At 66.1% G+C, this 24838-nt stretch carries 22 protein-coding genes and 2 pseudogenes; 17 read left to right on the top strand and 7 right to left on the bottom strand.

The features are described from left to right. Positions 1 to 6 precede the first annotated feature (6 nt). The 7 genes and pseudogenes from ACGI6K_RS08345 to ACGI6K_RS08315 form a co-directional block, all read left to right on the top strand. On the top strand, positions 7 to 978 hold the full coding sequence (locus ACGI6K_RS08345; RefSeq protein WP_376946104.1) for an ABC transporter substrate-binding protein: 972 nt from the start codon (positions 7 to 9) through the stop codon (positions 976 to 978). Positions 979 to 989: 11 nt separating this feature from the next. Further along, positions 990 to 1763 (top strand): class II aldolase/adducin family protein, encoded by a 774-nt coding sequence (locus tag ACGI6K_RS08340; protein WP_376946102.1) that lies wholly within the window; start codon positions 990 to 992, stop codon positions 1761 to 1763. A 16-nt stretch (positions 1764 to 1779) separates the two neighbouring features. Beyond that, complete coding sequence (locus ACGI6K_RS08335; RefSeq protein ID WP_376946100.1) at positions 1780 to 2754, top strand: ABC transporter substrate-binding protein; 975 nt, start codon at positions 1780 to 1782, stop codon at positions 2752 to 2754. Next, positions 2751 to 3728, top strand: a complete 978-nt coding sequence (locus tag ACGI6K_RS08330) for an ABC transporter substrate-binding protein (protein ID WP_376946098.1) — start codon at positions 2751 to 2753, stop codon at positions 3726 to 3728. Before ACGI6K_RS08335 ends, ACGI6K_RS08330 begins: the two co-directional genes overlap by 4 nt. 9 nt (positions 3729 to 3737) lie before the next feature. Then, a complete protein-coding gene (locus tag ACGI6K_RS08325) occupies positions 3738 to 4682 on the top strand; it encodes an ABC transporter substrate-binding protein (protein ID WP_376946096.1) in 945 nt (314 codons plus the stop codon). 65 nt (positions 4683 to 4747) lie between these two features. Next, positions 4748 to 4885: pseudogene (locus ACGI6K_RS08320) on the top strand (Gfo/Idh/MocA family oxidoreductase); the annotation flags it as partial. Next, a pseudogene (locus ACGI6K_RS08315) lies at positions 4871 to 5182 on the top strand (TIM barrel protein); the annotation flags it as partial. The pseudogenes ACGI6K_RS08320 and ACGI6K_RS08315, both read left to right, overlap by 15 nt. A gap of 51 nt (positions 5183 to 5233) precedes the next feature. On the opposite strand, the gene ycaC reads toward ACGI6K_RS08315, so the two are convergent. Beyond that, positions 5234 to 5860: an isochorismate family cysteine hydrolase YcaC gene (ycaC, locus tag ACGI6K_RS08310; protein ID WP_376946094.1), complete on the bottom strand. Its 627-nt coding sequence runs from the start codon at positions 5858 to 5860 to the stop codon at positions 5234 to 5236. A 380-nt stretch (positions 5861 to 6240) separates the two neighbouring features. Continuing rightward, positions 6241 to 7665 (bottom strand): fibronectin type III domain-containing protein, encoded by a 1425-nt coding sequence (locus ACGI6K_RS08305; RefSeq protein ID WP_376946092.1) that lies wholly within the window; start codon positions 7663 to 7665, stop codon positions 6241 to 6243. A 383-nt stretch (positions 7666 to 8048) separates the two neighbouring features. Here ACGI6K_RS08305 and ACGI6K_RS08300 point away from each other — a divergent pair, with 383 nt between their 5' ends. Genes ACGI6K_RS08300 through ACGI6K_RS08275 form a run of 6 tightly spaced genes read left to right on the top strand, consistent with a single transcriptional unit; the run spans position 8049 to position 14582 of the window. Then, complete coding sequence (locus ACGI6K_RS08300; RefSeq protein WP_376946090.1) at positions 8049 to 9323, top strand: SfnB family sulfur acquisition oxidoreductase; 1275 nt, start codon at positions 8049 to 8051, stop codon at positions 9321 to 9323. Positions 9324 to 9330: 7 nt separating this feature from the next. After that, positions 9331 to 10539: an SfnB family sulfur acquisition oxidoreductase gene (locus tag ACGI6K_RS08295; RefSeq protein ID WP_376946088.1), complete on the top strand. Its 1209-nt coding sequence runs from the start codon at positions 9331 to 9333 to the stop codon at positions 10537 to 10539. After that, complete coding sequence (locus ACGI6K_RS08290; protein WP_376946086.1) at positions 10539 to 11930, top strand: LLM class flavin-dependent oxidoreductase; 1392 nt, start codon at positions 10539 to 10541, stop codon at positions 11928 to 11930. The genes ACGI6K_RS08295 and ACGI6K_RS08290 overlap by 1 nt, the downstream gene beginning before the upstream one ends. A gap of 42 nt (positions 11931 to 11972) precedes the next feature. Beyond that, positions 11973 to 12794, top strand: a complete 822-nt coding sequence (locus ACGI6K_RS08285; RefSeq protein ID WP_376946084.1) for a MetQ/NlpA family ABC transporter substrate-binding protein — start codon at positions 11973 to 11975, stop codon at positions 12792 to 12794. Continuing rightward, positions 12791 to 13948, top strand: a complete 1158-nt coding sequence (locus ACGI6K_RS08280) for a methionine ABC transporter ATP-binding protein (protein ID WP_376946082.1) — start codon at positions 12791 to 12793, stop codon at positions 13946 to 13948. The genes ACGI6K_RS08285 and ACGI6K_RS08280 overlap by 4 nt, the downstream gene beginning before the upstream one ends. Beyond that, positions 13932 to 14582 (top strand): methionine ABC transporter permease, encoded by a 651-nt coding sequence (locus tag ACGI6K_RS08275; protein ID WP_376946079.1) that lies wholly within the window; start codon positions 13932 to 13934, stop codon positions 14580 to 14582. Before ACGI6K_RS08280 ends, ACGI6K_RS08275 begins: the two co-directional genes overlap by 17 nt. Before the next feature lie 642 nt (positions 14583 to 15224). Here the strand turns inward: ACGI6K_RS08275 and ACGI6K_RS08270 are convergent. The 3 genes from ACGI6K_RS08270 to ACGI6K_RS08260 form a co-directional block, all read right to left on the bottom strand. Continuing rightward, positions 15225 to 16934: a CRISPR-associated endonuclease Cas3'' gene (locus ACGI6K_RS08270; protein WP_376946077.1), complete on the bottom strand. Its 1710-nt coding sequence runs from the start codon at positions 16932 to 16934 to the stop codon at positions 15225 to 15227. A 200-nt stretch (positions 16935 to 17134) separates the two neighbouring features. Then, the gene (locus tag ACGI6K_RS08265) at positions 17135 to 17278 is read right to left on the bottom strand and encodes a hypothetical protein (protein ID WP_376946156.1); all 144 of its coding nucleotides are present in this window, start codon (positions 17276 to 17278) and stop codon (positions 17135 to 17137) included. Positions 17279 to 17921: 643 nt separating this feature from the next. Next, positions 17922 to 19259: an OprD family porin gene (locus tag ACGI6K_RS08260; RefSeq protein ID WP_376946075.1), complete on the bottom strand. Its 1338-nt coding sequence runs from the start codon at positions 19257 to 19259 to the stop codon at positions 17922 to 17924. A gap of 411 nt (positions 19260 to 19670) precedes the next feature. On the opposite strand from ACGI6K_RS08260, the gene ACGI6K_RS08255 reads away from it, so the two are divergent. Continuing rightward, positions 19671 to 20645 (top strand): aliphatic sulfonate ABC transporter substrate-binding protein, encoded by a 975-nt coding sequence (locus ACGI6K_RS08255; protein WP_376946073.1) that lies wholly within the window; start codon positions 19671 to 19673, stop codon positions 20643 to 20645. A 61-nt stretch (positions 20646 to 20706) separates the two neighbouring features. On the opposite strand, the gene ACGI6K_RS08250 is transcribed toward ACGI6K_RS08255, so the two are convergent. Both ACGI6K_RS08250 and ACGI6K_RS08245 read right to left on the bottom strand, forming a co-directional pair. Further along, entirely contained in the window at positions 20707 to 21636 is a 930-nt protein-coding gene (locus ACGI6K_RS08250) for a sigma 54-interacting transcriptional regulator (protein ID WP_376946071.1), read from the bottom strand. Positions 21637 to 21749: 113 nt separating this feature from the next. After that, positions 21750 to 22331, bottom strand: coding sequence for an RBBP9/YdeN family alpha/beta hydrolase (locus ACGI6K_RS08245; RefSeq protein WP_376946069.1), 582 nt, complete (start codon positions 22329 to 22331; stop codon positions 21750 to 21752). A gap of 237 nt (positions 22332 to 22568) precedes the next feature. Between ACGI6K_RS08245 and oscA the strand changes: the two genes are divergently transcribed. The 3 genes from oscA (at position 22569) to cysT (ending at position 24831) form a co-directional block, all read left to right on the top strand. Next, positions 22569 to 22754, top strand: a complete 186-nt coding sequence (gene oscA / locus ACGI6K_RS08240; RefSeq protein WP_012701718.1) for a sulfur starvation response protein OscA — start codon at positions 22569 to 22571, stop codon at positions 22752 to 22754. Positions 22755 to 22930: 176 nt separating this feature from the next. Further along, the gene (locus tag ACGI6K_RS08235) at positions 22931 to 23929 is read left to right on the top strand and encodes a sulfate ABC transporter substrate-binding protein (protein WP_376946067.1); all 999 of its coding nucleotides are present in this window, start codon (positions 22931 to 22933) and stop codon (positions 23927 to 23929) included. 83 nt (positions 23930 to 24012) lie between these two features. Further along, entirely contained in the window at positions 24013 to 24831 is an 819-nt protein-coding gene (gene cysT, locus ACGI6K_RS08230) for a sulfate ABC transporter permease subunit CysT (protein WP_376946065.1), read from the top strand. Positions 24832 to 24838 lie beyond the last annotated feature (7 nt).

The following is a 24838-nucleotide window of genomic DNA, read 5'->3' as shown; positions in this document are numbered from 1 at the left end:
CCGAACATGACTGGAAAAGGCCTCAAGCGCCTGCTCGGTACCATGCTGCTCGGCGCCTCCCTGCTCGCCGGCGTCCAGGCGTTCGCCGCCAGCCTGGTGGTCGGCGACCAGAGTTTCAATGCGCGCACGGTCATGGAAGCCGCCGGGGTGCTCGCCGACCTGCCCTACGAATTGGAATGGAAGCAGTTCACCGCCGGCTCGCCGGTGGCCGAGGCGTTCAACGTGGGCAGCCTAGACGTGGGTCTGCTGGGCGATGCCCCGCCGCTGTTCCTCGGCGCGCTGGGAGCGCCGATCAAGGTGATCGGGATCAGCCAGCAGAACCGCAAGGGGGTCGCCATCCTGGTGCGCAAGGACTCGCCCATCCGTCGCCTGGAAGACATCCGCGGCCATAGCGCGGCGATCTGGAAAGGCTCTTGGAGCCAGCAATTGCTGTTCACCGCCCTGGAACGGGCCGGGGTTTCGCCCGAGCAGGTGCAACTGCGCTACCTCGGTGCGCTGGACGCCTCGCATGCCCTGGAAGGCGGCTCGGTGGACGTGATCGCCACCTGGGAGCCCTATGTCACCCAGCAGGAACTCCAGGGCGCCCGCGTGCTGGCCACCGCCGAGGAACTGATCCCGGCGCAGACCTTCGTGGTCGCCACCGACAAGGCCATCGCCGCCAAGCGCGAGCTGCTCGGCGACTTCCTGCGCCGCCTGCGCCAGGCCCGCGACTGGGTACTGAGCGACCCGGCCAACAGCGAACGCTACGCCGACACCTGGGCCGAACTGACCCGCGCCGACCGCGAAGTGGCGCGCCGCTGGTTCGCCCGCGCCGCCATCCGGGTGCGCCCGGTGGACGAGGCGGCCATCGCCGAGGCGCAGAAGACCGTGGATTTCTTCAGCCGGATCGGCCTGATCAAGGGCTATCCGGCCGCCAGCCTGTTCGACGCCTCTTTCAACGCTTATCTGCAGTCGCCGGCCGCGCAGGCGGCCCGCTAGGAGAACACCGCATGAACGCCATCACTCGAATCGCCTCCGTCAGGGCACGCGTCGGCGCCGCCGAGTGGGAGGCCCGCGTCAAGCTGGCCGCCGCCTATCGCCTGGCCGCCCGGCTGCGCTGGACCGACCACATCTATACCCACTTCTCGATACGGGTGCCGGGGCCGGACCGGCACTTCCTGATCAACCCCTATGGCCTGGCCTTCGACGAAATCAGCGCTTCCAGCCTGGTCAAGGTGGACATCGACGGCACCCTGCTCGACGACCCCACGGGCCTCGGCATCAACCGCGCCGGCTACGTCATCCACAGCGCCATCCACCGCGCCCGCGAACACACCCACGCAGTACTGCACACCCACACCACGGCCGGCATCGGCGTGTCGGCGCAGCAGGACGGCCTGCTGATGATTTCCCAGCACGCCATGCGCTTCTACAAGCGCCTGGCCTACCATGACTACGAGGGCATTGCCCTGGACCTGGACGAACAGCAACGGCTGATCGCCGACATCGGCGAGCACGACGCGCTAATCCTGCGCAACCACGGCCTGCTCACCAGCGGCCGGACCATCGAGGAAGCCTTCTACAACCTCTACTTCCTGGAGCGCGCCTGCGCCGCCCAACTGGCCGCGCAGTCCGGCGGCGCGGCGCTGCGCTTCCCCTCCGAGGCGGTGGCGGAAAAGGCCGCGCGGGGTTTCGACCTCGCCATCGCCCAGGGCCGTCCGCAATCCCACTGGGACGCCTACCTGCGCCAGTTGGAGCGCGACGATCCGGGCTTCCGGCTGTAACGGGGAAAGCGAAGCGATGCCATCGAAAAAGCCTTTCCGCCAGGCGCTGGCCATGGCGGTCCTGCTGCTCCTCGGCCATGCCGCGCAGGCCGCCGAACCCGTGGACCTCGGCAAGGTGACCCTGGTGCTCGGCGATCAGGTGCGCAACCTGCGCTCTCTGGTCGAGACCGCCGGCGTGCTCGAGGATGCACCCTATGCCTACCGCTGGGCCAACTTCCAGGGTGCCGCGCCGCTGTTCGAAGCTCAGCGCGCCGGCGCGGTCGATACCTCCTACGCCGGCGACCTGCCGGTGCTGGCCGCGGCGGCCGGCGGCGTGCCTTTGAAGATCATCGCCACCAACGTCGGCTTCGGCAGTTCCAACGGCCTGCTGGTCCAGGCCGATTCGCCGCTGCGGCGCGTTGCCGACCTGAAAGGCCGCAGCGTGGTGGTGTCTTCGGCGCGGGGCAGTATTTCCCAGCACCTGCTCTATGCGGCACTGGAGGAAGCCGGCCTGCGGCGCGACGAGGTGACCGTCAAGTTCGTGCTGCCGACCAATGCCAGCGCGGCCTTCAATAGCGGGCAGATCGAGTCCTGGGCGGTCTTCGACCCCTACTTGGGCACCGCCGAGCACAATGGCGCCCGCCTGCTGCGTAACGGCGAGGGCCTGACCACGGCGCTGTCGTTCGTCACCGCCAGCGAATCGTCCCTCGCCGATCCGGCCAAGCGCGCAGCGATCGCGGACGTGGTACGGCGCTTCGCCAAAGCCCGGCAGTGGGCCATCGACCACCCGCGGGAATACGCCAGGGTCTACGCCGAACTCACCCATCTGCCCCTGGAAACCGCCGCCCTGATCGCCGGCCGCAGCTCGAAGGGCCTGCGTCCGGTCAGCGCCGCGGATCTCGACACCATGCAGCAAGTGGCCGACCTGTTCCACGAGGAGAAGATCCTGCCGAAGCCCGTCGATGTCCGGGCTCTCGCCGATTCCAGTCTGTTCACCGAGGATCGCCCATGAAACGCTCCATCCTGTTCGCCGCGCTGGCAGCCCTGTTCCTGCACGGCGCCCAAGCCGCCGAGCCGCTGACCCTGCGCATCGCCGACCAGAAGGGCAACATGCGCGCCCAACTGGAAGCGGCCGATGCCTTGAAGGATCTGCCCTACGTCATCCAGTGGACGGAATTTCCCGCCGCCGCGCCGCTGGCCGAAGCCCTCAACGCCGGCGCGGTGGACGCAGGGATCATCGGCGACGCGCCGCTGCTGTTCGCCCTGGCCGCCGGCGCCCAGGTCAAGGCCATCGCGGTGAACAAATCCAACCCCTACGGCACCGCGCTGCTGGTGCTCAAGGAAAGCCCGCTGCGCGGCGGCGCCGATCTCAAGGGCAAGCGAATCGCCACCGGACGCGGCTCGATCGGCCACTTCGTCACCCTCAAGGCACTGGAAAAGGCCGGGCTGACCGAACAGGACGTGGAGTTCCGCTTCCTCGGCCCGGTGGACGCCAAGATCGCCTTGGCCAACGGCGCGGTAGACGTCTGGTCGACCTGGGAGCCCTACACCGCGCAGATGGAAACCAGCGGCCAGGGCCGGGTGCTGGTCGACGGCCGCGGCCTGTGGGCCGGCAACAGCTACCTCGCCGCCACCGACAAGGCACTGGCCGACCCGGCCCGCCGCGAAGCCCTGCAGGATTACCTGCGGCGTCTGAGCGGCGCCCAGCGATGGGCCTACGCGCACCTCGACGACTATGCCAAGACCCTGGCACGCATCATCGGCTTCCCCGAGGACGCGGCCCGGCTGTCCTTCGCCCGCCGCGAGCTGCGCTGGCAGACGCTGGACGAGGCGACCATCGCCCAGCAGCAGGAGACCGCCGATTTCTACCAGGCCCACGCCCTGCTGCCCAAGCGCCTGGACGTGGCGCCGACCTTCGACCACGGCTTCCGGATCGGCCCGCCCGCGCAGGCGGCGAGTCTGGCGCCGCAGCCGGCTAGACCCTAAGGAGTACCCATGAAGTTTTCGCGATTTCTGCGTAACGGCCTCGCCACCCTGCTGCTGGTCGCGCCCTTGAGCCAGGCCGCCGACGCCGTGTTGCGCATCGGCGACCAGAACTACTACAACGTGCGCGCCTCGCTGGAGGCCTCCGGCGCGCTAGAGGGCGCGCCCTACCAGGTCGAGTGGAAGCACTTCCAGTCCGCCGCGCCGCTAGCCGAGGGACTGGACGCCGGGGCACTGGACCTCGGCTTTCTCGGCGACTCGGGATTCATCTTCCTCGCTGCCAAGGGGGCGCCGGTCAAGCTGATCGGCATCTCCCGGCAGAACCCGGACACCATCGCCCTGCTGGTGCCCAAGGACTCGCCGGCCAAGAGCATCGAGGATCTCAAGGGCAAGAAGGTCGCTTACTGGCCGGGCGCCTGGAGCCAGCAACTGACCCTGCGCGCCCTGCAGAAGGCCGGCCTGCCCGGCGATTACGTCGAGTTCGTCAAGCTGATGCCGATCGACGCCGCCGCCGCGCTGCCGCGAGGCAGCATCGACGCCTTCCCGGTGTGGGAGCCGTACATTTCCCAGCAGATCCTGTTCTCCGGCGCGCGCCCGTTGCTCACTTCCAAGGGCCTGATGCCGGGACTTTCCAGCATCGCCGCCAACGCCGCTTCCATCGAGCCCAAGCGCGCCGCCATCGCCGATTTCCTCGGCCGCCTCAAGCAGGCGCGCGCCTGGGTCGAGACACACAAGAGCGAGTACGCCGAGCTCTGGGCGAAGAAGGCCAACCTCGACCCGGAAGTATCCCGCCACTGGATCGGCCAGGCCGACATGACCGTGGGTCCGGTCGACGACCAGGCCGCCCGCGACTACCAGGAAACCGCCGACTTCCTGCGGGAAACCGGCGCCCTGCCCAAGGCCTTCAAAGTCGACACGGTGATCGATTCCTCCTTCGCCCGAACGCTGCAACCCTGAGTCGTCCCAGGCGGGAATGCGGGAACGTCCGTGCGACGGGACCTCCCGCGCTGCTGAGTTACGGCAGCGATGGCATCCGGGCCGACACCCAGCGCATGGACACCGACCTGCTGCGCGACGCCTACGTCGCCGAGTCGAACCACTTCGCCCACCGCCTGCGCAGCGGCGAAACCCCGCAGGCGAGCGGCGAGGACGCCCTGGCGCTGGTCGAGGCAGTGGACAGCCCGTACCCGAAGATGAACCTGGATCTCCATCACGCCTAGATCGGCGAAGGAAACCTGATCGAACTGATCCGCCGCGCCGGCCCCGCCATCGGCGAGATCCAAGTCGCCGACGTTGCGGGCCGCATGGAGCCCGGCACCGGCGAGATAAACTATCCCGCCATCGCCAAAACCCTGCGCAAGATGGGCTACGGCGGCGTCGTCGGTCTGGAGGGTTGGGCCTCGGGCGACTCCGAAACGGCCCTGCGGCGCCTCCGGGAGGCCTTCTCCTTCGAGTGAAACCGGGGTGTCCGCATCCGCCGGGATACGGACGTTCCGCCGCCGGCCGGCTCAGCCCTTGCCGGCATTGGCGAAATAGCTCTGCATCAGGTTGGCGTAGGCCGGCAGGTGACCGCCGAGCAGCCCGCCGAACCCCTCGATATCGTTGCGCCAGTCGCGGTGCAGTTCGCAGCCCACGGCGAACCAGTTCAGCAGTTGCGCGCCGGCCTGGCTCATGCGGTTCAGCGCGGCCTTGCGCACCACCGGGTTGAAGGTGCCGGAAGCGTCGGTCACCACGAACACCTCGAAGCCCTCCTCCAGCGCCGACAGGGTCGGGAAGGCCACGCACACGTCGGTCACCACTCCGGCGATGATCAGTTGCCGGCGCCCGGTGGCCTTGACCGCGTTGACGAAGTCGACGTTGTCCCAGGCGTTGATCTGGCCCGGCCGGGGGATGTACGGCGCATCCGGGAACAGGGCCTTGAGTTCCGGCACCAGCGGGCCGTTGGGGCCGCTCTCGAAGCTGGTGGTGAGAATGGTCGGCAGCTTGAAGAACTTGGCGATATCGGCGAGCGCCAGCACATTGTTCTTGAATTCGTCGGGCGTGAAGTCGCGCACCAGCGACAACAGCCCGGCCTGATGGTCCACGAGCAGCACCGCGGCCTTGTCCTTGTCCAGTCGGTTGTATTGGCGAGCCATGGCGATTCCTCTCGGGCGATGGGCATGGATGCGGCCAGGACCGGCCCGCGACGGATATCCCGAACATCGGTCCGGCACACCCATCGAGCATAGTCCGTGGGGCAGCATGGTCTTTTCGAAATGAACCCGCGCTCCCGACCGGCTCGACGCATCGATGGCCTCCATGCCTGGAATTACGTGGCACCAGGAGGCGGCCATGACTTGCAATGGCGGCGCGAGTTCTGCTCGGTGGTACGCATGTTCGGGAGATGGAAGAACTGACCCTGAGCGTCGAGGCAGGCATCGATATCTCCGTCGAAGCGCCCGAGCGGATGCCCGGCATGCGATCGCGACACCGTCCGCCTCGCCTGCCCGGACAAGGTGGACGTATCGGAGGCCTTCTAACCGCGAGCGTTGCCCAATGCCGTACAGGGCAGGCCATCGGGTCCCCGCTCGCCGTCGCAGGTGCGCTCGGCCGGCAGGTTAGCGACGGGTTCGACCAGGTGCTTGCCACCCTGCTCGTCGCGCAGCAGATCGAAGGCGTCGTAGAGCTGGCCGCTGGCCGTGTAGGTGCGAACGGCCAGACGCTGCGACTCGACTTCGACGGTCTCGTAGAACTGGGTATCTTCGGCGACCCGGTCGGGCTGGCGGCGGGCCCTGTCGTTCAGCCGGTACATCTTCGAACCGGCGACGGACACCAGGTAGACCGGTCCCTGCACGGCGCCGGCCGCCCGCGCGGCGAGCGCCGCCTCGTGTCCCGCCTCGGCGCTGAGACGGCTGTAGCAATGGTCGTGTCCCTGCAGCACGAGATCAACGTTGTATTTTTCGAGAACCGGTTTCCATGCCGCTTTAAGGACTTCGGTGTCCTTCGGTCGGGCGCAGGTGAAGATCGGCTGGTGATCGATCACCACCTTCCAGCGCGCCGAACTGTCTTTCAGACTCGCCTCAAGCCACTGTTTCTGGCTCTCCAGCGCACCGAGGTGCAGGGCGGCCGTGCCGTCCAGGACGATGAAGCGCACGCCCTGGAAATCCACGTAATAGCTGGTGCCTTCGACGCCGTGCGCGCCATTGTCCGGCAGCACGAACTGCAGCGGCCAGTGCGGGCTAAGCTGACGCCCCCTGCCCTCGAGCGGATTCCACGTCTTGAGGTATTCGTGGTTGCCGATGGCAGGCAACTGCGGCACCTGCGCATAGTAAAAGCCGCCCGCCTGGTTCCACTCGCCCCATTCGTCGTCGTGGATCAACGTTTTGTCCTGCGAAACCATGTCGCCCGCGTGAACTACCAGGGCGGGGCTGGCGGTGGAAAGGAAAGCCTGGCGGATGGTGCGCGAGCCGAGGGTGAGGATGTCGTCCTGGACATCGCCCAGATAGATGAAGCGAAAGGGTTTGAAACCGGCGGCGGCGGTATGGAACTGCAGCCATTCGCTCCAGCCGTCCGCGCCCTTCGCCTGGTAGAGATAGGTGGTATCCGGTTGCAGGCCGGTGAAGCGCACCTGGTGGTAGTAGGCGGCGCCGTTCTCCGTGGCGAACAGCCGGCTGCTGCCGCTCAGCGGGCGGGTGCGCGCCTCTGAGTCGGGGCCGTCCAGCGCAGGGGCCAGTTGCACCTCGGCGACGGCTTGACGGCTGTCCGTGCGGTAGGCCACCGCCAATTCGCGGGCCGGATCGGCGCCGGGAGTGAGCACGATGCGGTCGGGCAGGCCCGTGGCGGCATAGGCCGCGCCGGGCGAATGGTGCGGCGTTCCGTGCGCACCGACAAGAACGCCAACGCCGAGTAGGCAGGCGACCAGAGCCGCACAGCATGAAGTCAGACGGGGTCGACCGGGCATGATCGGTATTCATCCTTCGCGAAATCATGGGAGGAAACGTGCGCCTTGCCTCGCCATCGGGTCCGATGCGGCAGGGTCTGGCGCAGTCTGCTCGGCCCCATGTGAACTTCCGGTCAAAACCACATGAAAAATGTGTCTACAGCGGTTCGCCGCGCGCGTCGATGCCCACGCGCCCGGAATGGCCAACGAGACGGCTGTCCCGAAGCCTTGCCCCGGCTCCTGCCAGATATCTATTTATATATTCCAAAAAGCTATTTAATTTTTTCAATTTATCGAATCAAGATATAAAAACCGGACCACCGGAGCATCGCTTTCCCGCGCCGATCTCAAGTGCCTCCTCTTCCGAGGCCCCGCACGGCGCCCTCCTGAAGACGAGGTAAGGCATGACCAGTCCGTCACTTTCCCAAGCCCTGGACGCCCAACGTCCGGCACCTGAAGCTACGTCCAGCGACCTGGACAGCCCTCCCCGCTTCACCCGCGCCCGGCTGCTGCGCAGCGACGGCGAAGCCCTCGAGGCCGCCCGTGCCGTGGCGCGCCAGGCGCTGGCCGGCGCCGCGCAGCGCGACCGGCTGCGCCAGTTGCCGTGGGACGAGGTCGAGCTGTTCAGCGCCAGCGGCCTAGGCGGCATCGGCATTCCCCGCGCCTACGGCGGGCCGAGCCTGTCCTTCGTCACCATCGCCGAAGTGTTCCGCCTGATCTCCGCCGCCGATCCTTCGCTCGGGCAGATCCCGCAGAACCAGTTCGGCATCCTCGGCCTGCTCGAAGGCAGCGCCAGCGAGGAGCAGAAAGAACGTTTCTACAAGGCTGTGCTGCGCGGCGAGCGCATCGCCAACTCGGGCCCCGAGCGCGGCACCCGCCACACCCTGGATGTCCAGGCCCGCCTCGAACACGACGGCGACGGCTATCGCCTGAGCGGCGAGAAGTTCTATTCCACCGGCGCGCTATTCGCCCACTGGATCACCGCCAAGGCCATCGACAACAAAGGCCGCCTAGTGATGGCGCTGATACCGCGCGGCACGCCGGGGCTGCGCATCCTCAACGACTGGTCGGGCTTCGGCCAGCGCACCACCGCCAGCGGTACCGTGCTGCTCGACCGGGTGCCGGTGGCCGCGGAGAACCTGGTGGAAGTCTGGCGCCTCGCGGAAAAACCGAACATCCAGGGCGCCGCTTCGCAACTGATCCAGGCCGCCATCGACGCCGGCATCGCCCGCGCCGCGCTGGACGACGCCATCGCTTTCGTGCGCCAGCGCGCCCGGCCGTGGATCGACGCCAACGTCGAGCGCGCCTCGGACGATCCCTACGTGATCGCCGAGGTCGGCCGCCTGCAGATCGACCTGCATGCCGCCGAGGCGCTGCTGCGCCGGGCCGGCCGGGTGCTCGACGAGGTCGCCGCGGTGCCCGTCGACGCCGACTCCGCTGCCCGCGCCTCGATCACCGTGGCCGAGGCCAAGGTGCTGACCACCGAGGTCGCCGTGCTGGCCGGCGAGAAGCTGCTGGAGCTGGCCGGCAGCCGCGCCACTTTGGCCGAATTCGACCTCGACCGCCACTGGCGCAACGCCCGCACCCACACCCTGCACGATCCGCTGCGCTGGAAATGCCACGCGATCGGCAACTACCACCTGAACGGCGCCCGACCGGCGCGCCACTCCTGGATCTGAGGTCGCCATGTCCGTCCCCCAAGGCTTTTCGCGCGGCCAGGCCGCACTGATCGAAAACGACATCCAGGCCCTGCAGATCGCCGACGAAGTGGCCGCGGAATTCGTCCGCGACGCCTCCGTGCGCGACCGCGAACGGCGCTTGCCGCATGCCGAGCTGGAACTCTTCTCGCGCACCGGCCTCGGCGGCATCACGGTGCCGCGCGCCTATGGCGGCGCCGGGGTGTCCAGCGTCACCCTGGCCCTGGTGATCGCCCGCATCGCCCGTGCCGACGCGTCCCTCGGGCATATCCCGCAGAACCATTTCTATGCCCTGGAAGTGCTGCGGGTGAACGGCAGCCCCGAGCAGCGACGCCGCCTCTACGCCGAGGTGCTGGCCGGGGCGCGCTTCGGCAACGCGCTGGCCGAGATCGGCACGCGCACCGCCCAGGAGCGCACCACGCGGCTACGCCGCGAAGGTGGCGGCTACCGCATCCAAGGGCGCAAGTTCTACGCCACCGGCGCGCTCTACGCCCAGCGCGTGCCGACCCTGGCGATCGACGACGACGGCGTCCAGCAACTGGCCTTCGTCGAACGCCACGCGCCGGGGCTGGAGATCGTCGACGATTGGGACGGCTTCGGCCAGCGCACCTCGGCCAGCGGCACGGTGAACTTCAACGAGGTGCCGGTCGCCGCCGAGGACGTGGTGCCCTTCCAAAGCGCCTTCGCCCGGCCGACCACCGTCGGTCCGCTCGCCCAGTTGTTGCACGCCGCCATCGATGCAGGCATCGCCCGCGCCGCCTGGGAAGACACCCTGGCCTTCGTCGGCCGCCGTGCCCGTCCCTGGATCGACTCGGGAGTGGGCAGCGCCACCGAGGACCCGCTCACCCTGCAGATCCTCGGCCGCCTGAGCAGCCGCCTGCAGGGCGCCGAGGCGTTGCTCGAACGCGCCGGCGAGTCCGTCGACCGCGCCCAGGCCGCGCCCGACGCGGAAAGCGTGGCGGCCGCCTCGATCGCCGTCGCCGAAGCCCGCGCAATCACCACCGAGGTCGCCCTGGACGCCGCCAACCGCCTGCTCGAACTAGGCGGCAGCCGCGCCACCCTGGCCGAGTACAACCTCGACCGCCACTGGCGCAACGCGCGCACCCATACCCTGCACGACCCGGTGCGCTGGAAGTACCACGCGGTGGGCAACTACTACCTGAACGACGCCCTGCCGCCACGCAGGGGGACCATCTGATGAGCCGCAAGCAGATCCTCTTCAACGCCTTCAACATGAATTGCGTGGGCCATATCAACCATGGTCTGTGGACCCACCCGCGCGACCGCTCGATCGAGTTCAACAGCCTGGAATACTGGACCGACCTGGCCCGGCTGCTCGAACGCGGGTTGTTCGACGGGCTGTTCATCGCCGACATCGCCGGGGTCTACGACGTCTACCGCCAGTCGGTCGAGCTGACCCTACGCGAGGCTATCCAGCTACCGGTCAACGACCCGCTGATGCTGGTCTCGGCGATGGCCGGGGCGACCCGCCACCTGGGCTTCGGCGTCACCGCCAGCCTCAGCTACGAGCCGCCCTACCTGCTCGCTCGGCGCTTGTCGACCCTCGACCACCTGAGCCGCGGGCGGGTCGGCTGGAACATCGTCACCGGCTACCTGGAAAGCGCCGCGCGCGCCCTGGGCCTGGAGCGGCAGGTGGAGCACGACCGCCGCTACGACCAGGCCGACGAGTACCTGGAAGTGCTCTACAAGCTCTGGGAAGGCAGTTGGGAGGACGGCGCCGTGCTCGAAGACCGCGCCGGCCGCCGCTACGCCGACCCGGCACGGGTGCACAAGGTCGAGCATCACGGCGAGTTCTACCGGGTCGAGGGCTACCACCTGTGCACGCCCTCGCCGCAACGCACGCCGCTGCTGTTCCAGGCCGGCACCTCGGAGCGCGGCCGGCGCTTCGCCGGGCGCCACGCCGAGGGCGTGTTCATCAACGGCCAGCAGCCCCAGGCGGTCGCCGAGCAGGTTCGCCAGGTACGCGCCGAGGCAGTTGCCGCCGGCCGGCCGGCGGATGCCGTCAAACTGTTCATGGGGTTGACCGTGATCGTCGCGCCGAGCGCGGCCGAGGCCCGCGATAAGCACGCCGAATACCTGCGTCACGCCAACCCGGAAGCCGGCCTGGCGCACCTGTCCAGCTCGATCGGCATCGATCTGGATGCCTATGACCTCGACGAGCCGATCCGCTACCGCAAGACCAACGCCATCGAGTCGGTGGCCAAGACCTTCACCGCCCCCGGCAGCGGCTGGACCAAGCGCAAGCTGTTGGAACAGCACGCCCTAGGCGGTCGTTACCCGGCCATCGTCGGCTCGCCGCAGCAGGTCGCCGACGCCATCGCCGAGTGGGTCGAGCGGACCGACCTGGACGGCTTCAACCTGACCCGCACGGTGACCCCGGAAAGCTACGCCGATTTCATCGACCTGGTGGTGCCCGAACTGCAGGACCGCGGCCTTTACAAGACCGCCTACGCCGAGGGCAGCCTGCGCGAGAAGCTCTTCGCCGCCGGAGCGCGCCTACCCGCCAGCCATCCCGGCGCGGCCTGGCGCGCCTTGAGCCGTACCGACGCGCGTGCCAGACGCGCCTGACCCCGATTTCGATCCGACTTCCCCAGCACAAGGAAACCTTTCATGTCGTTCCCGTCCCTCTCCCGCCGCCACTGGCTCAAGACCCTCGCCTGCGGCGCCCTGCTCGGCTTCTCCACCCTTGGCATGGCCAGCGATGCCCCTCTGAAGATCGGCACCACCGCGGCCTTCGCCCCGCCCCTCGAAGTGGCGGTCGCCGAAGCCGCCAAGGAAGGCATCAAGGTCGATCTGGTCGAGTTCAGCGACTGGATCTCGCCGAACACCACCCTGGCCCACGGCGACATCGACGCCAACTACTTCCAGCACATTCCCTTCCTGGAGAACGCCAGGAAGGAAGGCGGCTACGACCTGGTGCCGGTGGCCCCCGGCGTGCTGAACAACGTCGGCCTCTATTCGAAGAAGTACAAGAGCTTCGCCGAGCTGCCGGAGGGCGCCAAGGTGGCCATCGCCAACGACCCGGTGAACGGCGGGCGCGGCCTGCTGCTGCTGGAAAAGGCTGGGCTGATCACCCTAAAGCCGGGCATCGGCTACAAGGCCACCCTGGACGACATCACCGCCAATCCGAAGAAGCTCGACATCATCGAACTGGAGGCGGTGCAACTGGTGCGCGCCCTGGACGACGTCGACCTGGCCCAGGGCTATCCCCTCTACATCCGCCTGTCCAACGCCGTCGATCCGCACTCGGCGCTGCTGTTCGACGGCCTGGACCACCCGGAATACGTGATCCAGTTCGTCGCCCGCCCGCAGGGCAAGGACGATCCGCGCCTGCGCCGCTTCATCGACATCTACCAGCACTCGAGCGCGGTGCGCGCCGCGCTCGACCAGAGCTTGGGCGGCCTCTACGTGCCCGGCTGGGAGAAGAAATGAGCATGAACAGTCTGACCTCCGACTTCCGTTACTTCGACGACGCCCCGCCGGAACGAGACGCCCCAGCGCCCTCCGCCGCGCGGGCCAGCGCCGGCGTCGAGGCGCAGAGCGTCCACCTGCGCTTTTCCGGTCTGGGCAAGCGCTACGAGGGCGCCCAGGGCACGGTGCAGGCCCTGCGCGGCATCGACCTGGCGGTCCGCCGCGGCGAGATCTTCGGCATCATCGGTCGCAGCGGCGCTGGCAAGTCGTCCCTCTTGCGCACCATCAACCGCCTGGAACAGCCCAGCGAAGGCCAGGTGCTGATCGACGGCGAGGACATCGGTGGCTATGACAGCGAGCGCCTGGTCGCCCTGCGCCGGCGCATCGGCATGATCTTCCAACACTTCAACCTGCTGTCGGCGAAGACCGTCGGCGAGAACGTCGAGCTGCCCCTGCGGGTCGCCGGAGTGCCGCGCGAGCGGCGCCAGCGCAAGGTCGAGGAAGTGCTGCGCCTAGTCGGTCTGGAAAGCAAGCGCGACGCCTACCCGGCGCAGCTTTCCGGTGGCCAGAAGCAGCGCGTGGGCATCGCCCGCGCGCTGGTCCACGATCCGCAGATTCTGCTCTGCGACGAGGCGACCTCGGCGCTCGACCCGGAAACCACCCAGTCGATCCTCGCCCTGCTGCGCGAGATCAACCGGCGGCTGCGGCTGACCATAGTGCTGATCACCCACGAGATGGAGGTGATCCGCGAGATCTGCGACCGCGTGGCGGTGCTGGAGCACGGCGAACTGGTCGAGCAGGGGCCGATCTGGCAGGTGTTTGGCGCGCCCCGCCATCCGGCCACCCGCACACTGCTGGCGCCGCTGCAGCAGAAACTGCCCGAGGACCTACTGGGACAGTTGCAGAACGTCCGCCGGCAGCCGAACGACCGCCTGCTGCTGGAGCTGCGCTACACCGGGGCGAGCGACCGCGAGCCGGACCTGGCCGGGCTCGGCGCGCACCTCGGCGGCCGGGTGACCCTGCTGCAGGGCGGCGTCGAACGCATCCAGGGACGCACCCTGGGACAACTGCTGCTGGCCGTGGCGGACACGCCCCTGGCCACGGAAGCGCTGCGCCGGCAGGCGCTGGAATTGGCCGATAGCGTGGAGGTACTGGGCTATGTCGCCGCTGCTTGAGCGCCTCTGGCAGGCCCTGCTCGACACCCTGCTGATGGTCGGGGCCTCGGCCTTTCTGGCCCTGGTCCTCGGCATCCCGCTGGCGGTGCTGCTGGTCACCACCTCGCGCGGCGGCCTGTTCGAGGCGCCGCACCTGAACCGGGTGGTCGGCTGGCTGGTCAACCTGTTCCGCTCGGTGCCCTTCCTGATCCTGATGGTCGCGCTGATCCCCTTCACCCGCCTGCTGGTCGGCACCAGCTACGGCGTCTGGGCCGCGGTGGTGCCGCTGACCATCGCCGCCACGCCGTTCTTCGCGCGGATCGCTGAGGTCAGCCTGCGCGAGGTCGACCCCGGCCTGATCGAGGCCGCCCAGGCGATGGGCTGCCAACGCCGGCACATCATCTGGCACGTACTGCTGGCGGAGGCCCGCCCTGGGCTGGTCGGCGGCTTCACCATCACCCTGGTGACCCTGATCAACGCCTCGGCGATGGCCGGCGCCATCGGTGCCGGTGGCCTCGGCGACCTGGCCTACCGCTACGGCTACCAACGCTTCGACAGCCAGACCATGATCACCGTGATCGTCGTGCTGGTCGCCCTGGTCTGCCTGCTGCAATACGGCGGCGACCGCCTGGCTCGGGGCCTGAACCGGCGTTAGGGCATGTCGTGTCATCGCGACCAGGGCGGGCAGCCGCACCCCGGAAACCGTAGCCTGGGTAACTCGCATGGCGATTACCCAGCGGGTACGGTGGTAGATAGCTGTGCGGTTGTCCAGCCTACTTGTTGCCTGCTCGATGAAAAGATTGGGCATCAGCTACGAACGTGTCGACCTCTTTTCCATTATCGAGTCGAACACGCCCGACCAAGACGCGTTCCAATCCATATGCCCGTGAGGAGCGTGGCTGGGCATCAAGCTACTTGTGCTGCGGTACACGATTGTTTCAATCCGCACGCCTGCGTGGGGCGTGACTGCCTGACGTGGAAAACACCCTTGCAGCCGGCGTGTTTCAATCCACACGCCCGCGTGGGGCGTGACAAACATGGCCAACAGGTGGGCGCCCCGTAGGGAGTTTCAATCCACACGCCCGCGTAGGGCGTGACCCCGTATGTATAACCTGTTGATCTGTAAAGTGGAATTGCCGACTCTATGCGAACCAGCGGATGCAGCGGCCTTTCTCTGTCCAGTCGAAGATGAAGCCAGAGCAGACAGGCAGGAAATCCGAGTTGTGAAGGAGCGCGCGAACCTGCCGGAGTTTTGCCGGTCGCTTGGGGTTCGCGGTTCAGAGGATCAGCGGGCCATTCAGGTAATAACTCCCGGTGCCAGCGGATCATCAGTGGTATTGCGCAACACTTCGCGGGCCGTCTGAGCGAATTGCCGCAGGTCTTGCGGAGCCTTCCAGTCCGGATTTTCCACCTGGAACACCAGCACCTCACTGGCCTCCAGAGCCCGCAGCCCCTCGCGGTTGCAGCGCCCGGCCGCCTGGGCAATCGAATCCAGTCCGGCTTCGGCGCGCAGCACCGTCGGGAAATCCACGTCCACGCCCGCCTCGATCAGCGAGGTGGCCACCAACCGGCATGGCAAGCCATCCCGCAGGCGCTGGCGCACCTCGGCCAGTACCTGACTGCGGTGGCGGGCACACATCAGGGTGGTCAGATGCCGCGCCCCGTCACTGTCAGCTATCGACTCATACAAGACGCGGGCATGCCGGCGATTATTGACGATGCACAGCACCTGCTCACGCTCGGCCATCCGCTGTTGCAGTGCGGCATCGCTGAGGATGCCCACTTGGCGGACTTGTACCCGCGCCAGTTGCTGGAACAGTTGCTCCGGCTGCGGAGCCAGCTCGCGCACGCCCTGCAGCCCACCCCGGAACTCCGGGGCCTGCAGTGCCGGCTGGGTGGCGGTACAAAGCACCGGGCTGCAGCGGTAGTTGAGCGCCAGCTCGTCGATGACGGTCACACAGGGGCGCAACAGGCGCAGCGGCAAAGTTTGCGCCTCGTCGAGAATAATCACGCTGCCGGCGATGTTGTGCAGCTTGCGACAACGCGAGGGCCGGTCGGCATACAGACTCTCGAAGAACTGCACGGCCGTGGTAACGATGATCGGCGCATCCCAATTCTCCATCGCCAACCGCAGCTTGTCGCGGGCCTGCCGGTCTTGCGCGCGGTTATCGCTAAAGGCGCTGTGATGCTCCAGCACCGCCTGCTCGCCGAACGCGCCCAACGCCTTGCGGAACACGGCGGCGTTCTGCTCGACGATGCTGGTGAAGGGAATCACATAGATGATGCGACGCAGGCCATGGCGGATGGCGTGATCCAGCGCGAAGGCCAGCGAGGCCAGCGTCTTGCCGCCACCGGTGGGCACGGTCAGCGAAAACAGGCCCGGCTCCTGTACTGCCTGCTGGCGCACATGGCCGAGGATGTCGGCACGGATGCGGTTGACTGGCGAGTCGGCGCGAAAGCCCGCCAGATGGGTATTCAGTGCCTGCTGCAAGTGCGGCAATGAAGGTCGTGCAGATCGGCGCGACGGGCGTTGCTCGATTCTGTCGTAATAAGCTTCGGTATCGAGAAAGTCGGCATCCACCAGGCAGGAAAACAGCATGCGGGCCAGAAAGGCCTGTTGGAAGATGATACGTTCCTTGCGCCCCGTGATCGGCGGCAGTTGCGGACGCTCGGGCAGTTGGATTTCTGCCTGCCACTGCGCCAGCAAGGGCGGCAATCCCAGCCCCTTGAGCCGCTCCTCCAGCGTGCTGCGCTCGCCCGGATCGCGGCCATTGGCCAGCCCGGCGTGATGACCGGCAATGGCGTAGGCCAGCAGTCGCCCCAATGGGCCATAACGCTCGACGGCCAGCATAGCCCCGCGTGTGGCGTGATCGACTCGGATCAGATCGCCACCGATCCTGCGCTGAAACTCGTCGGTGTACTTGCCAAGGTCATGCAGCAGACCGGCAATCCCCGCCAGTTGCTGGCCGCCGAAAATACCGGCCTTTTCGGCAGCCAGATGGCTCACCGATTGCAAATGTTCGGCTAAAGGTTGCCAGTCACTTTTGTCCGGGTTGGAGCCGGAGTGCGCAAAAAACTGTGGTACGGGCAATGCTTTTCCTCCCAATGCTATCTATCAGTGTCTGTCCAGTGGCACCGAGGCGGTCAATGTGACTCTTTACTGAGTCATTGAGAATCTTCCGAACAAATCCATTTTTTCAGGATGAACTAGGCGTCGGCCAGCTCGGATGGGGCCATGCGCTCCTGCGCCGTCAGCGGATGGTCGGCCAGAAGGGCCAGCCGCTCGGTCACGACCGCCTCGCCGCTCAGTTGCGGGTGGACGAGCGGTGGACGAAGGGAGGCCGCATCAATACTCCTGTCGAGCAGCGCCTGGATTTGCTCGGGTGGTGAAGCTTTGGAAGCTCAGTTCCAAGCCTGGGTACTGGGCACGCATCATCGGCAGCACCTAGGGAAAGATGCGCACCTCGGCGGCCAGCCCGTCGGAACTTGATACGACGGCTCGAACGGGAGTCCCTGGCGAACGAACGCCAGACCCGCTCTTGTCGACACAAAGAAATACGACCGATATGAAATTGCACGACCAGTGTCAAAAACTGAAATAAATTTAAAAGTTTTTCCTGGATACCGAAAAAACATTGAACGATGAATTTTATTTCGTACTTTGGCGCAACATCGGGATGGAGATCGGTATTACCGGGCCTGCACCGAGGTTCTCCTCGCCCGATCGCGAATGAATTCGCTCCGGGAGGGCGGCAAAAGTCCGACGCCATGGCGATCGCTTGGCGCAGCTTTGCTGGGCGACTGAACGCCGCCAACCTGCAAAGATCGGCGCCCGCATCGGCGGGTCACCCCGCTCTACGAACCGGTCGGAGGCGGCAGGCGGGATACGGTGGGCGGACGAACCAAAAAAAACCGGCCTCGGGGGCCGGCTAAGAGGTCGATATGACCCAGCCTTTTGGTATTCGGGTTTACGCCTGCAGCATGCGCATCGCGTTCAGAGCAGCGACAGGCTGTAGGTGATATAGAAACGATTTTCGTCGAGGCTGCGCTGCGAGGCCACGTCGCTGCGCAGCGTGGCGTGCCGGTAGGAGAAACCGACGCCCTTGAACAGGCCGCCCTGCAGAACGTAATCCAGGCGCAGGTTGCGCTCCCACTCGCTGGCGTCGCTGCCATTGGTGTCGATGTTGTCGCCGTACAGGTAGACCGCCGAGGCCTTCAGGCCCGGCATGCCAAGCTTGGCGAAATCGTAGGCGTAACTGGCCCGCCAGGTACGCTCGCCGGCGCGCAGGAACTTGTTGATCTGGCTGTCGGTGATCAGATAGGCGGTGTAGCCGTCGCCCTGGTTGAGCACCGGGAAATCGCTGTTGCCGGACAGCCGCTGCACGCCGAAGCTCAGCTCGTGGGCCTCTAGCAGGTAGGTGAATTTGGCGCTCCAGGCGCGGTTGTCGACTTCGCCCCGCTCCGAGTCGCCGGCCGACCAGTAGCCGCTGCTGCGATACCCCTCGGCACGCCCGGAGACGCTGGCGTTCTTGCCGTCGGAGTCGCTGTTGAAGTAGCGCAGGTCGGTCTTCAAAAGACCCACCGGCAGTTTCCAGTCGTGCTGCAGGCCGAGGAAGTGCTGCACATAGAAGTCCTCCAGGTTGCCGTAGTAGTACTGCAGCAGGAGGTTCTTGCCGACCTTGTAGTCGCCGCCGACGAAGTAGAACTGGTTGCTGAACTTGCCGGTCTGCGCGTTGTTGGCGCCGGCGATCGACAGCGGGCCGCTGTTGGTCGAGCTACGGCCCTTGGCGCGCTCGAACTTGCCGCCGATCAGCGTCAGGTTGTCGATCTCGTTACTGGTCAACTGCGCGCCCTCGAAGGTCTGCGGCAACAGGCGGCCATCGTTGTGGGTCACCACCGGCAGCTTGGGCAGGAAGGTGCCCAGGCGCGCCTCGGTCTTGGAGAAACGCACCTTGGCGGTCAGCCCCACGCTACCGTATTCGTGCACGGCGCGGCCGTTACTTTCGGTGGGGAACAACTGGCCGCTGTTGTTGGCGCTGGTCGGGTTGTAGTGGGTGCCCTTGCCGGAGTCGAGGCGGACGCCCAACAGGCCGAGGGCGTCAACGCCGAAGCCGACCGGCCCTGGGGTGTAGCCGGACTTGTAGTCGAGGATGAAGCCCTGGCCCCACTCCTCCTGCTTGGATGGAGGGGCGGCGCCGTCGCGGTTGTCCTGATTGAAATAGAAGTTACGCAGTCCTAAGTTGGCCTTGCTGTCCTCGAAGAACCCGGCAGCGCCCGCTTGCTGCGCAACCCCGCCGAGGAGGACCGTCAGGGCCAGGTAAGACTTGTTCATGCTCGATGCTCCAAATGCCTGTTCGTAATTCTCGGAATGCATGGCGGGGCTCTCGGGCCGGCGAACGCTGCGAGGAGGTTGCTGGTGGGAAAAGAGCCCCATAATCGGGCTCGGTGCGGTGATCCGCTATCGGCTGGGGGTGCAATCTAAAAGAAATCCTTTATCCCTAAAAAGAATTATTTTTCACTTTCTTATACCTGAATTACCAAACTTGCTATCTGCCACCATCCTTTCTTCTCAGGTCTTCTCAGGGCACGGCTGGACATATCCATATGCCATGAAATTATTGGCATGCCTATTTTTAGATAATCTAGTTTGCAACGACCGGGCCACCGGACTTCCCGCATTTATTGCCAAGCTCTGTCGTTCCGCTCCTTCGCGGTGACCGGAACCCTATCCACGAGGTCTTTCATGCCCCTGTTCGTCTCTCTCAGCCGCCGCGCTCTGCTCGGTCTCGGCCTCGCCCTGGGGCTGTGCGCCGCCCTGCCCGCCCAGGCGGAAACCGAGCTGCGCATCGGCTACCAGAAATCCTCCACCCTGATCGTTCTGCTGAAGGCCCGCGGCACCCTGGAAAAAAACTTGTCCGCCCAGGGTATCCGCCTCAGTTGGCACGAGTTCACCAGTGGCCAGCCGCTGCTGGAGGCGCTCAACGTCGGCAACCTGGACCTGACCGCCGATGTCGCCGATACCGTGCCGGTGTTCGCCCAGGCCGCCGGCGCCCATCTCGCCTATTTCGCCCAGGAGGAGCCATCGCCGGCCGCCCAGGCGATCCTAGTACGCGCCGACTCGCCGCTGCGTAGCCTGGCCGATCTCAAGGGCAAAAGGGTGGCGGTGACCAAGGCCGCCGGCAGTCACTACCTGCTGCTCGCCGCACTGGCCGAAGCCGGTCTAAAGTTTTCCGACATCGAACCGGCCTACCTGACCCCGGCCGACGGCCGCGCCGCTTTCGAGAACGCCAAGGTAGACGCCTGGGTGACCTGGGAACCCTTCCTCAGCGGCGCCCAGCGTCAGTTGTCGACCCGCACCCTGGCCGACGGCAAGAAGTTGGCCGCCTACCAGCGCTACTACCTGACCAGCCAGCGCTTCGCCAAGGAGCACCCGCAGGTGTTGGAAGCGGTGTTCGCCGAGCTGGTCAAGGCCGGCGACTGGCTGCGCGCCAATCCCCGCGAGGCCGCACGGATTCTCGCGCCGCTGTGGGGCAACCTGGACCCGGCGATCGTCGAACAGGCCAATGCCCGACGCAGTTACCAGGTACGTCCGGTACAACTGGAGAGCCTGGCCGAGCAGCAGAAGATCGCCGACGCCTTTTTCGCCGAAGGGCTGCTGCCGAAGCAGGTCGATGCCCGCGACGTGTCCATCTGGCAACCGCAGACAGCCGCCCGCTGATTTCCTCTCCTCGTCCCCGGCTGCCTTCGGCGCGCCGGGGATTCCCGCCGCAACGCAGCCGTCAGATATCCGGCCGGGCCAGCAGGGCCCGCAGATGCGCTCGCTCATGGGCATCGAGTCGGGCCAGTTGTTCCTCGATGATGGTCAGCGGCGGGTGCGACGGCGCCCCGGCGCCCGGCAGATTGAGGTGCTCCGGGAGGATTTCGTCATCACTGCAGACCAGCAGGGCGAAGTGGATGACGCTCTCCAGTTCGCGGGTGTTGCCCGGCCAGGAATAGCGTTCCAGGGCAAGCTGGGCCGCCGTGCCGAGCTGCGGAAGGGGCAGCTCCAGGCGCTGGGCGTAGACCCCGAGGAAATATTCGGCGAGCGGCAGGATATCCCCCGGCCGCTCGCGTAGCGCCGGCAGTTCCAGGCGCCCTTCGTCGAGGTAGCGGTGGAGCCGCTCGTTGAACTTGCCGGCGGCCACCGCCTGAGCCAAATCCACGCTGCTGGCCGCCACCAGGCGCACATCCACCGGCGTTGGCTGTTGTGTACCGACACGCAGCACCTCGCGGGTTTCCAGAGCGGCGAGCAGCTTGCCCTGCAGGCTCAGCGGCAGGTCGCCGATCTCGTCTAGGTAGAGCGTGCCGCCGTTAGCCGAGCCGAACCACCCGGCACGGCTGCAGGCCGAACCGGTATAGGCCCCGGCGGCATGGCCGAACAGCTCGGCCTCGGCCCGGGTCGGGCTGAGCGCGCCGCAGTTGACCGCGACGAACAGGCCGCCACGTCCGCTTTCGCGATGGATCTGCCGGGCCAGCAACTCCTTGCCGGTGCCGCTTTCGCCGCGGATCAGTACCGGCAGGCCGGTCGGCGCGAGGCGCTCGACTTCGTCGCGCAACTTGCGCGAACGGGGATCGACGAATACCAGCGCCTTGGCGCGAATGCTCAGCGGGCTCTTGTCGGCATCGGGGAAAGTCAGCAGCGGCTGGCCGGCTGGAAGATGAAGAGTCATGGGATTCTCCTAACCTGGCCGTCGGGCCGGTCAGGCCCGGGGCTATCGGCGATTGTCGGGTGGGAAACGGCTGCGCCCCGGCATTCGCCGGCTCTCTCTGGCGCCGGGGCGCCTCATACGCAGCGCCGCTCCAGTTGTTCGATCTGTTGCTGCAGGCGATAGAGGTGAGCGAATCCCTGTTCCCAGCGCTGGTGCCCGGAATCGACATTTATATGACCGGCCCCCGGCAGGATGGTCGGCTGCGAACCCCAGTCGCGGGCCAGCTCCAGGGCACGAGCCGGTGTCGCGGTCGGGTCGTTGTCCGAGCCGACCAGTTGACTGGGAAACGGCAGGCGTTCGCGGACGATGGGGGCGAAACATCGCAGGGGCTCGCGACAGCCGGGACGCTCGACGTCCGCCGGCGCCACCAGCAGCGCCCCGCGCACCCGTCGCAGCGAGGCTGCCGGAGCCTGGGCGGCCCAGCGCGCCACGGTAACGCAACCGAGGCTGTGGGCGATGAGAATCGCCGGCGTGTGTTCGGCGGCGACCGCATGCTCGAGCGCAGCGATCCAACTGAACGGATCGGGATTGTCCCAGTCGGCCTGCTCGACCCGCACGGTGTTCGGCAACGTGCGCTGCCAATGGCTCTGCCAATGCTCCTCGGGCGAGCCGTGCCAACCCGGCAGGATCAGGTAGCGAAGTCTCTGGTTAGGCATTGCGGACCTCCTCGTGTGGCAATGGCGACCAGTCTAGGCCAGGCTTTAAATTCTAAAAAAGAATAAAAAATTATTTATTTATTCAAAAAACAATACAGTGACAAAACTACAAATAATTATTTTATATATAAAAATCACTAAATAGTATTTTTAAGAATAACCGCTTACCTTCTAATATTCGCCCCACGTTATTGAACAATCAGCCGGGCAACCTACTCATCCAAGGAGAGCACAGCCATGAGCGCCCCCCTCAGAAGCCTCGAAGGGCAGGACGAAACCAACATCCTGCGCGAAATCCACAGCGCCCTGAAAGGCCTGCGTTTCGGCGCGGTGGAGATCACCGTGCACAACGGTCAGGTCGTACAGATCGAACGCAAGGAGAAATTCCGTCTGCAGGCCCAGAACACCAACAAGACCCCCTGATTCCCCCAGCGTGAACGACCCGACTGGACAACCGGAGGGTACCTGAATGAAGAAGAACAAGCCGAGCACCAGACCCTTCTGTGCAGACAGGACTCAAGCCACCTGCACCAGCGCATGCCAACGCCGATCGTCCCCCCACGAAAACACATTCTCGATACCTTCAAGGAGCTGTATCCATGTCCATCCGTCGTTTCGCCCTCGCCGCTCTGGCCGGCCTGAGCCTGAGCGCTGCCGCCCAGGCGCAGACCTTGCTGCTCAACGTTTCCTACGACCCGACCCGCGAGTTGTACCGGGAATACAACGCCGCCTTCGACAAGCACTGGCAGGCCGAGGGCCATGAGCCCGTGACCATCCAGCAGTCCCATGGCGGCTCGGGCAAGCAGGCGCGCGCGGTGATCGACGGACTCAAAGCCGACGTGGTGACCCTGGCCCTGGCTGGCGATATCGATGAATTGTACAAGCTCGGCAAGCTGATTCCCGAGGACTGGCAGAGCCGCCTGCCGCAGGCCAGCACACCCTACACCTCGACCATCGTATTCCTGGTGCGCAAGGGCAATCCGAAAGGCATCAAGGACTGGGGTGACCTGGTCAAGCCGGGTGTGGAAGTGATCACCCCGAATCCGAAGACTTCCGGCGGCGCACGCTGGAACTTCCTCGCCGCCTGGGCCTGGGCGCAGCAGCAATACGGCAGCGAGGACAAGGCCCGCGCCTATATCGAACAGCTCTTCAAGCAGGTTCCGGTGCTAGATACCGGAGCGCGCGGCTCGACCATCACCTTCGTCAACAATAAAATCGGCGACGTCCTGCTGGCCTGGGAAAACGAGGCCTTCCTGGCTTTGAAGGAACAGGGCGGGGAAAACCTCGAGATCGTCGTGCCTTCGCTGTCGATCCTCGCCGAACCGCCGGTGGCGGTAGTGGACAAGAACGTCGACCGCAAGGGTACCCGCGAAGTGGCCACCGCCTACCTGACGTATCTGTACAGTGAGGAAGGCCAGCGCATCGCCGCGAAGAATTTCTACCGTCCGCGCAACGAGAAGGTCGCCGCCGAATTCGCCAAGCAGTTCCCCAGCCTCAAGCTGGTGACCATCGACAAGGATTTCGGCGGCTGGAAAACCGCCCAGCCGAAGTTCTTCAACGATGGCGGGGTGTTCGATCAGATCTACAAGGCGCACTGAACCCATAACCAGGCAGGCCTTGCCACAAGCCGGACGAGTCCGGCTTGTGGCTCGATGCTTTGTCAGTCATTCGAGAGATGTCCATGTCCCTCCGCATATCCCCCGTCATACCCGGCTTCGGGCTGACGCTGGGTTACACCCTGGTGTATCTCAGTCTGTTGGTGCTGATTCCCCTAGGCGCCATGTTCGTCCACGCATCTCAACTCACCTGGGCGCAGTTCTGGGAAGTCATCTCCGCGCCACGGGTACTGGCCGCGCTCAAGCTCAGCTTCGGTACTGCCCTCGTTGCCGCGCTGCTCAACGGCGTGATCGGCACCCTGCTGGCCTGGGTGCTGGTGCGCTATCCGTTCCCCGGCCGCAAAATCATCGACGCGATGATCGACTTGCCGTTCGCCCTGCCCACCGCGGTGGCCGGCATCGCCCTGACCGCGCTCTACGCGCCGGCCGGGCCGGTCGGCCAGCTCGCCGGCGAGTTCGGCCTGAAGATCGCCTATACCCCGCTGGGCATCGCCCTGGCGCTGACCTTCATCACCCTGCCCTTCGTGGTACGCACCCTGCAACCGGTGCTGGCGGACATTCCGCGCGAAGTCGAGGAGGCGGCCGCCTGCCTCGGCGCCAGCCCCTGGCAAGCCTTCCAGCACGTGTTGCTGCCGGCGCTGCTGCCGGCTTGGCTGACCGGTTTCGGCCTGGCCTTCGCACGCGGCATCGGCGAGTACGGCTCGGTGATCTTCATCGCCGGCAACATGCCCGGCAAGACCGAGATACTGCCGCTGCTGATCATGGTCAAGCTCGACCAGTACGATTACACCGGCGCCACCAGCATCGGCGTGCTGATGCTGGTGGTGGCCTTCGCCCTACTGTTGCCGCTTAACCTGCTGCAGCGCCGCATCGCAATCCGCTGAGGAGGCC

The organism is Azorhizophilus paspali, from assembly GCF_043587585.2.
GTDB lineage: Bacteria > Pseudomonadota > Gammaproteobacteria > Pseudomonadales > Pseudomonadaceae > Azotobacter > Azotobacter paspali.
This window is presented reverse-complemented; position numbering and strand designations above follow the sequence as displayed.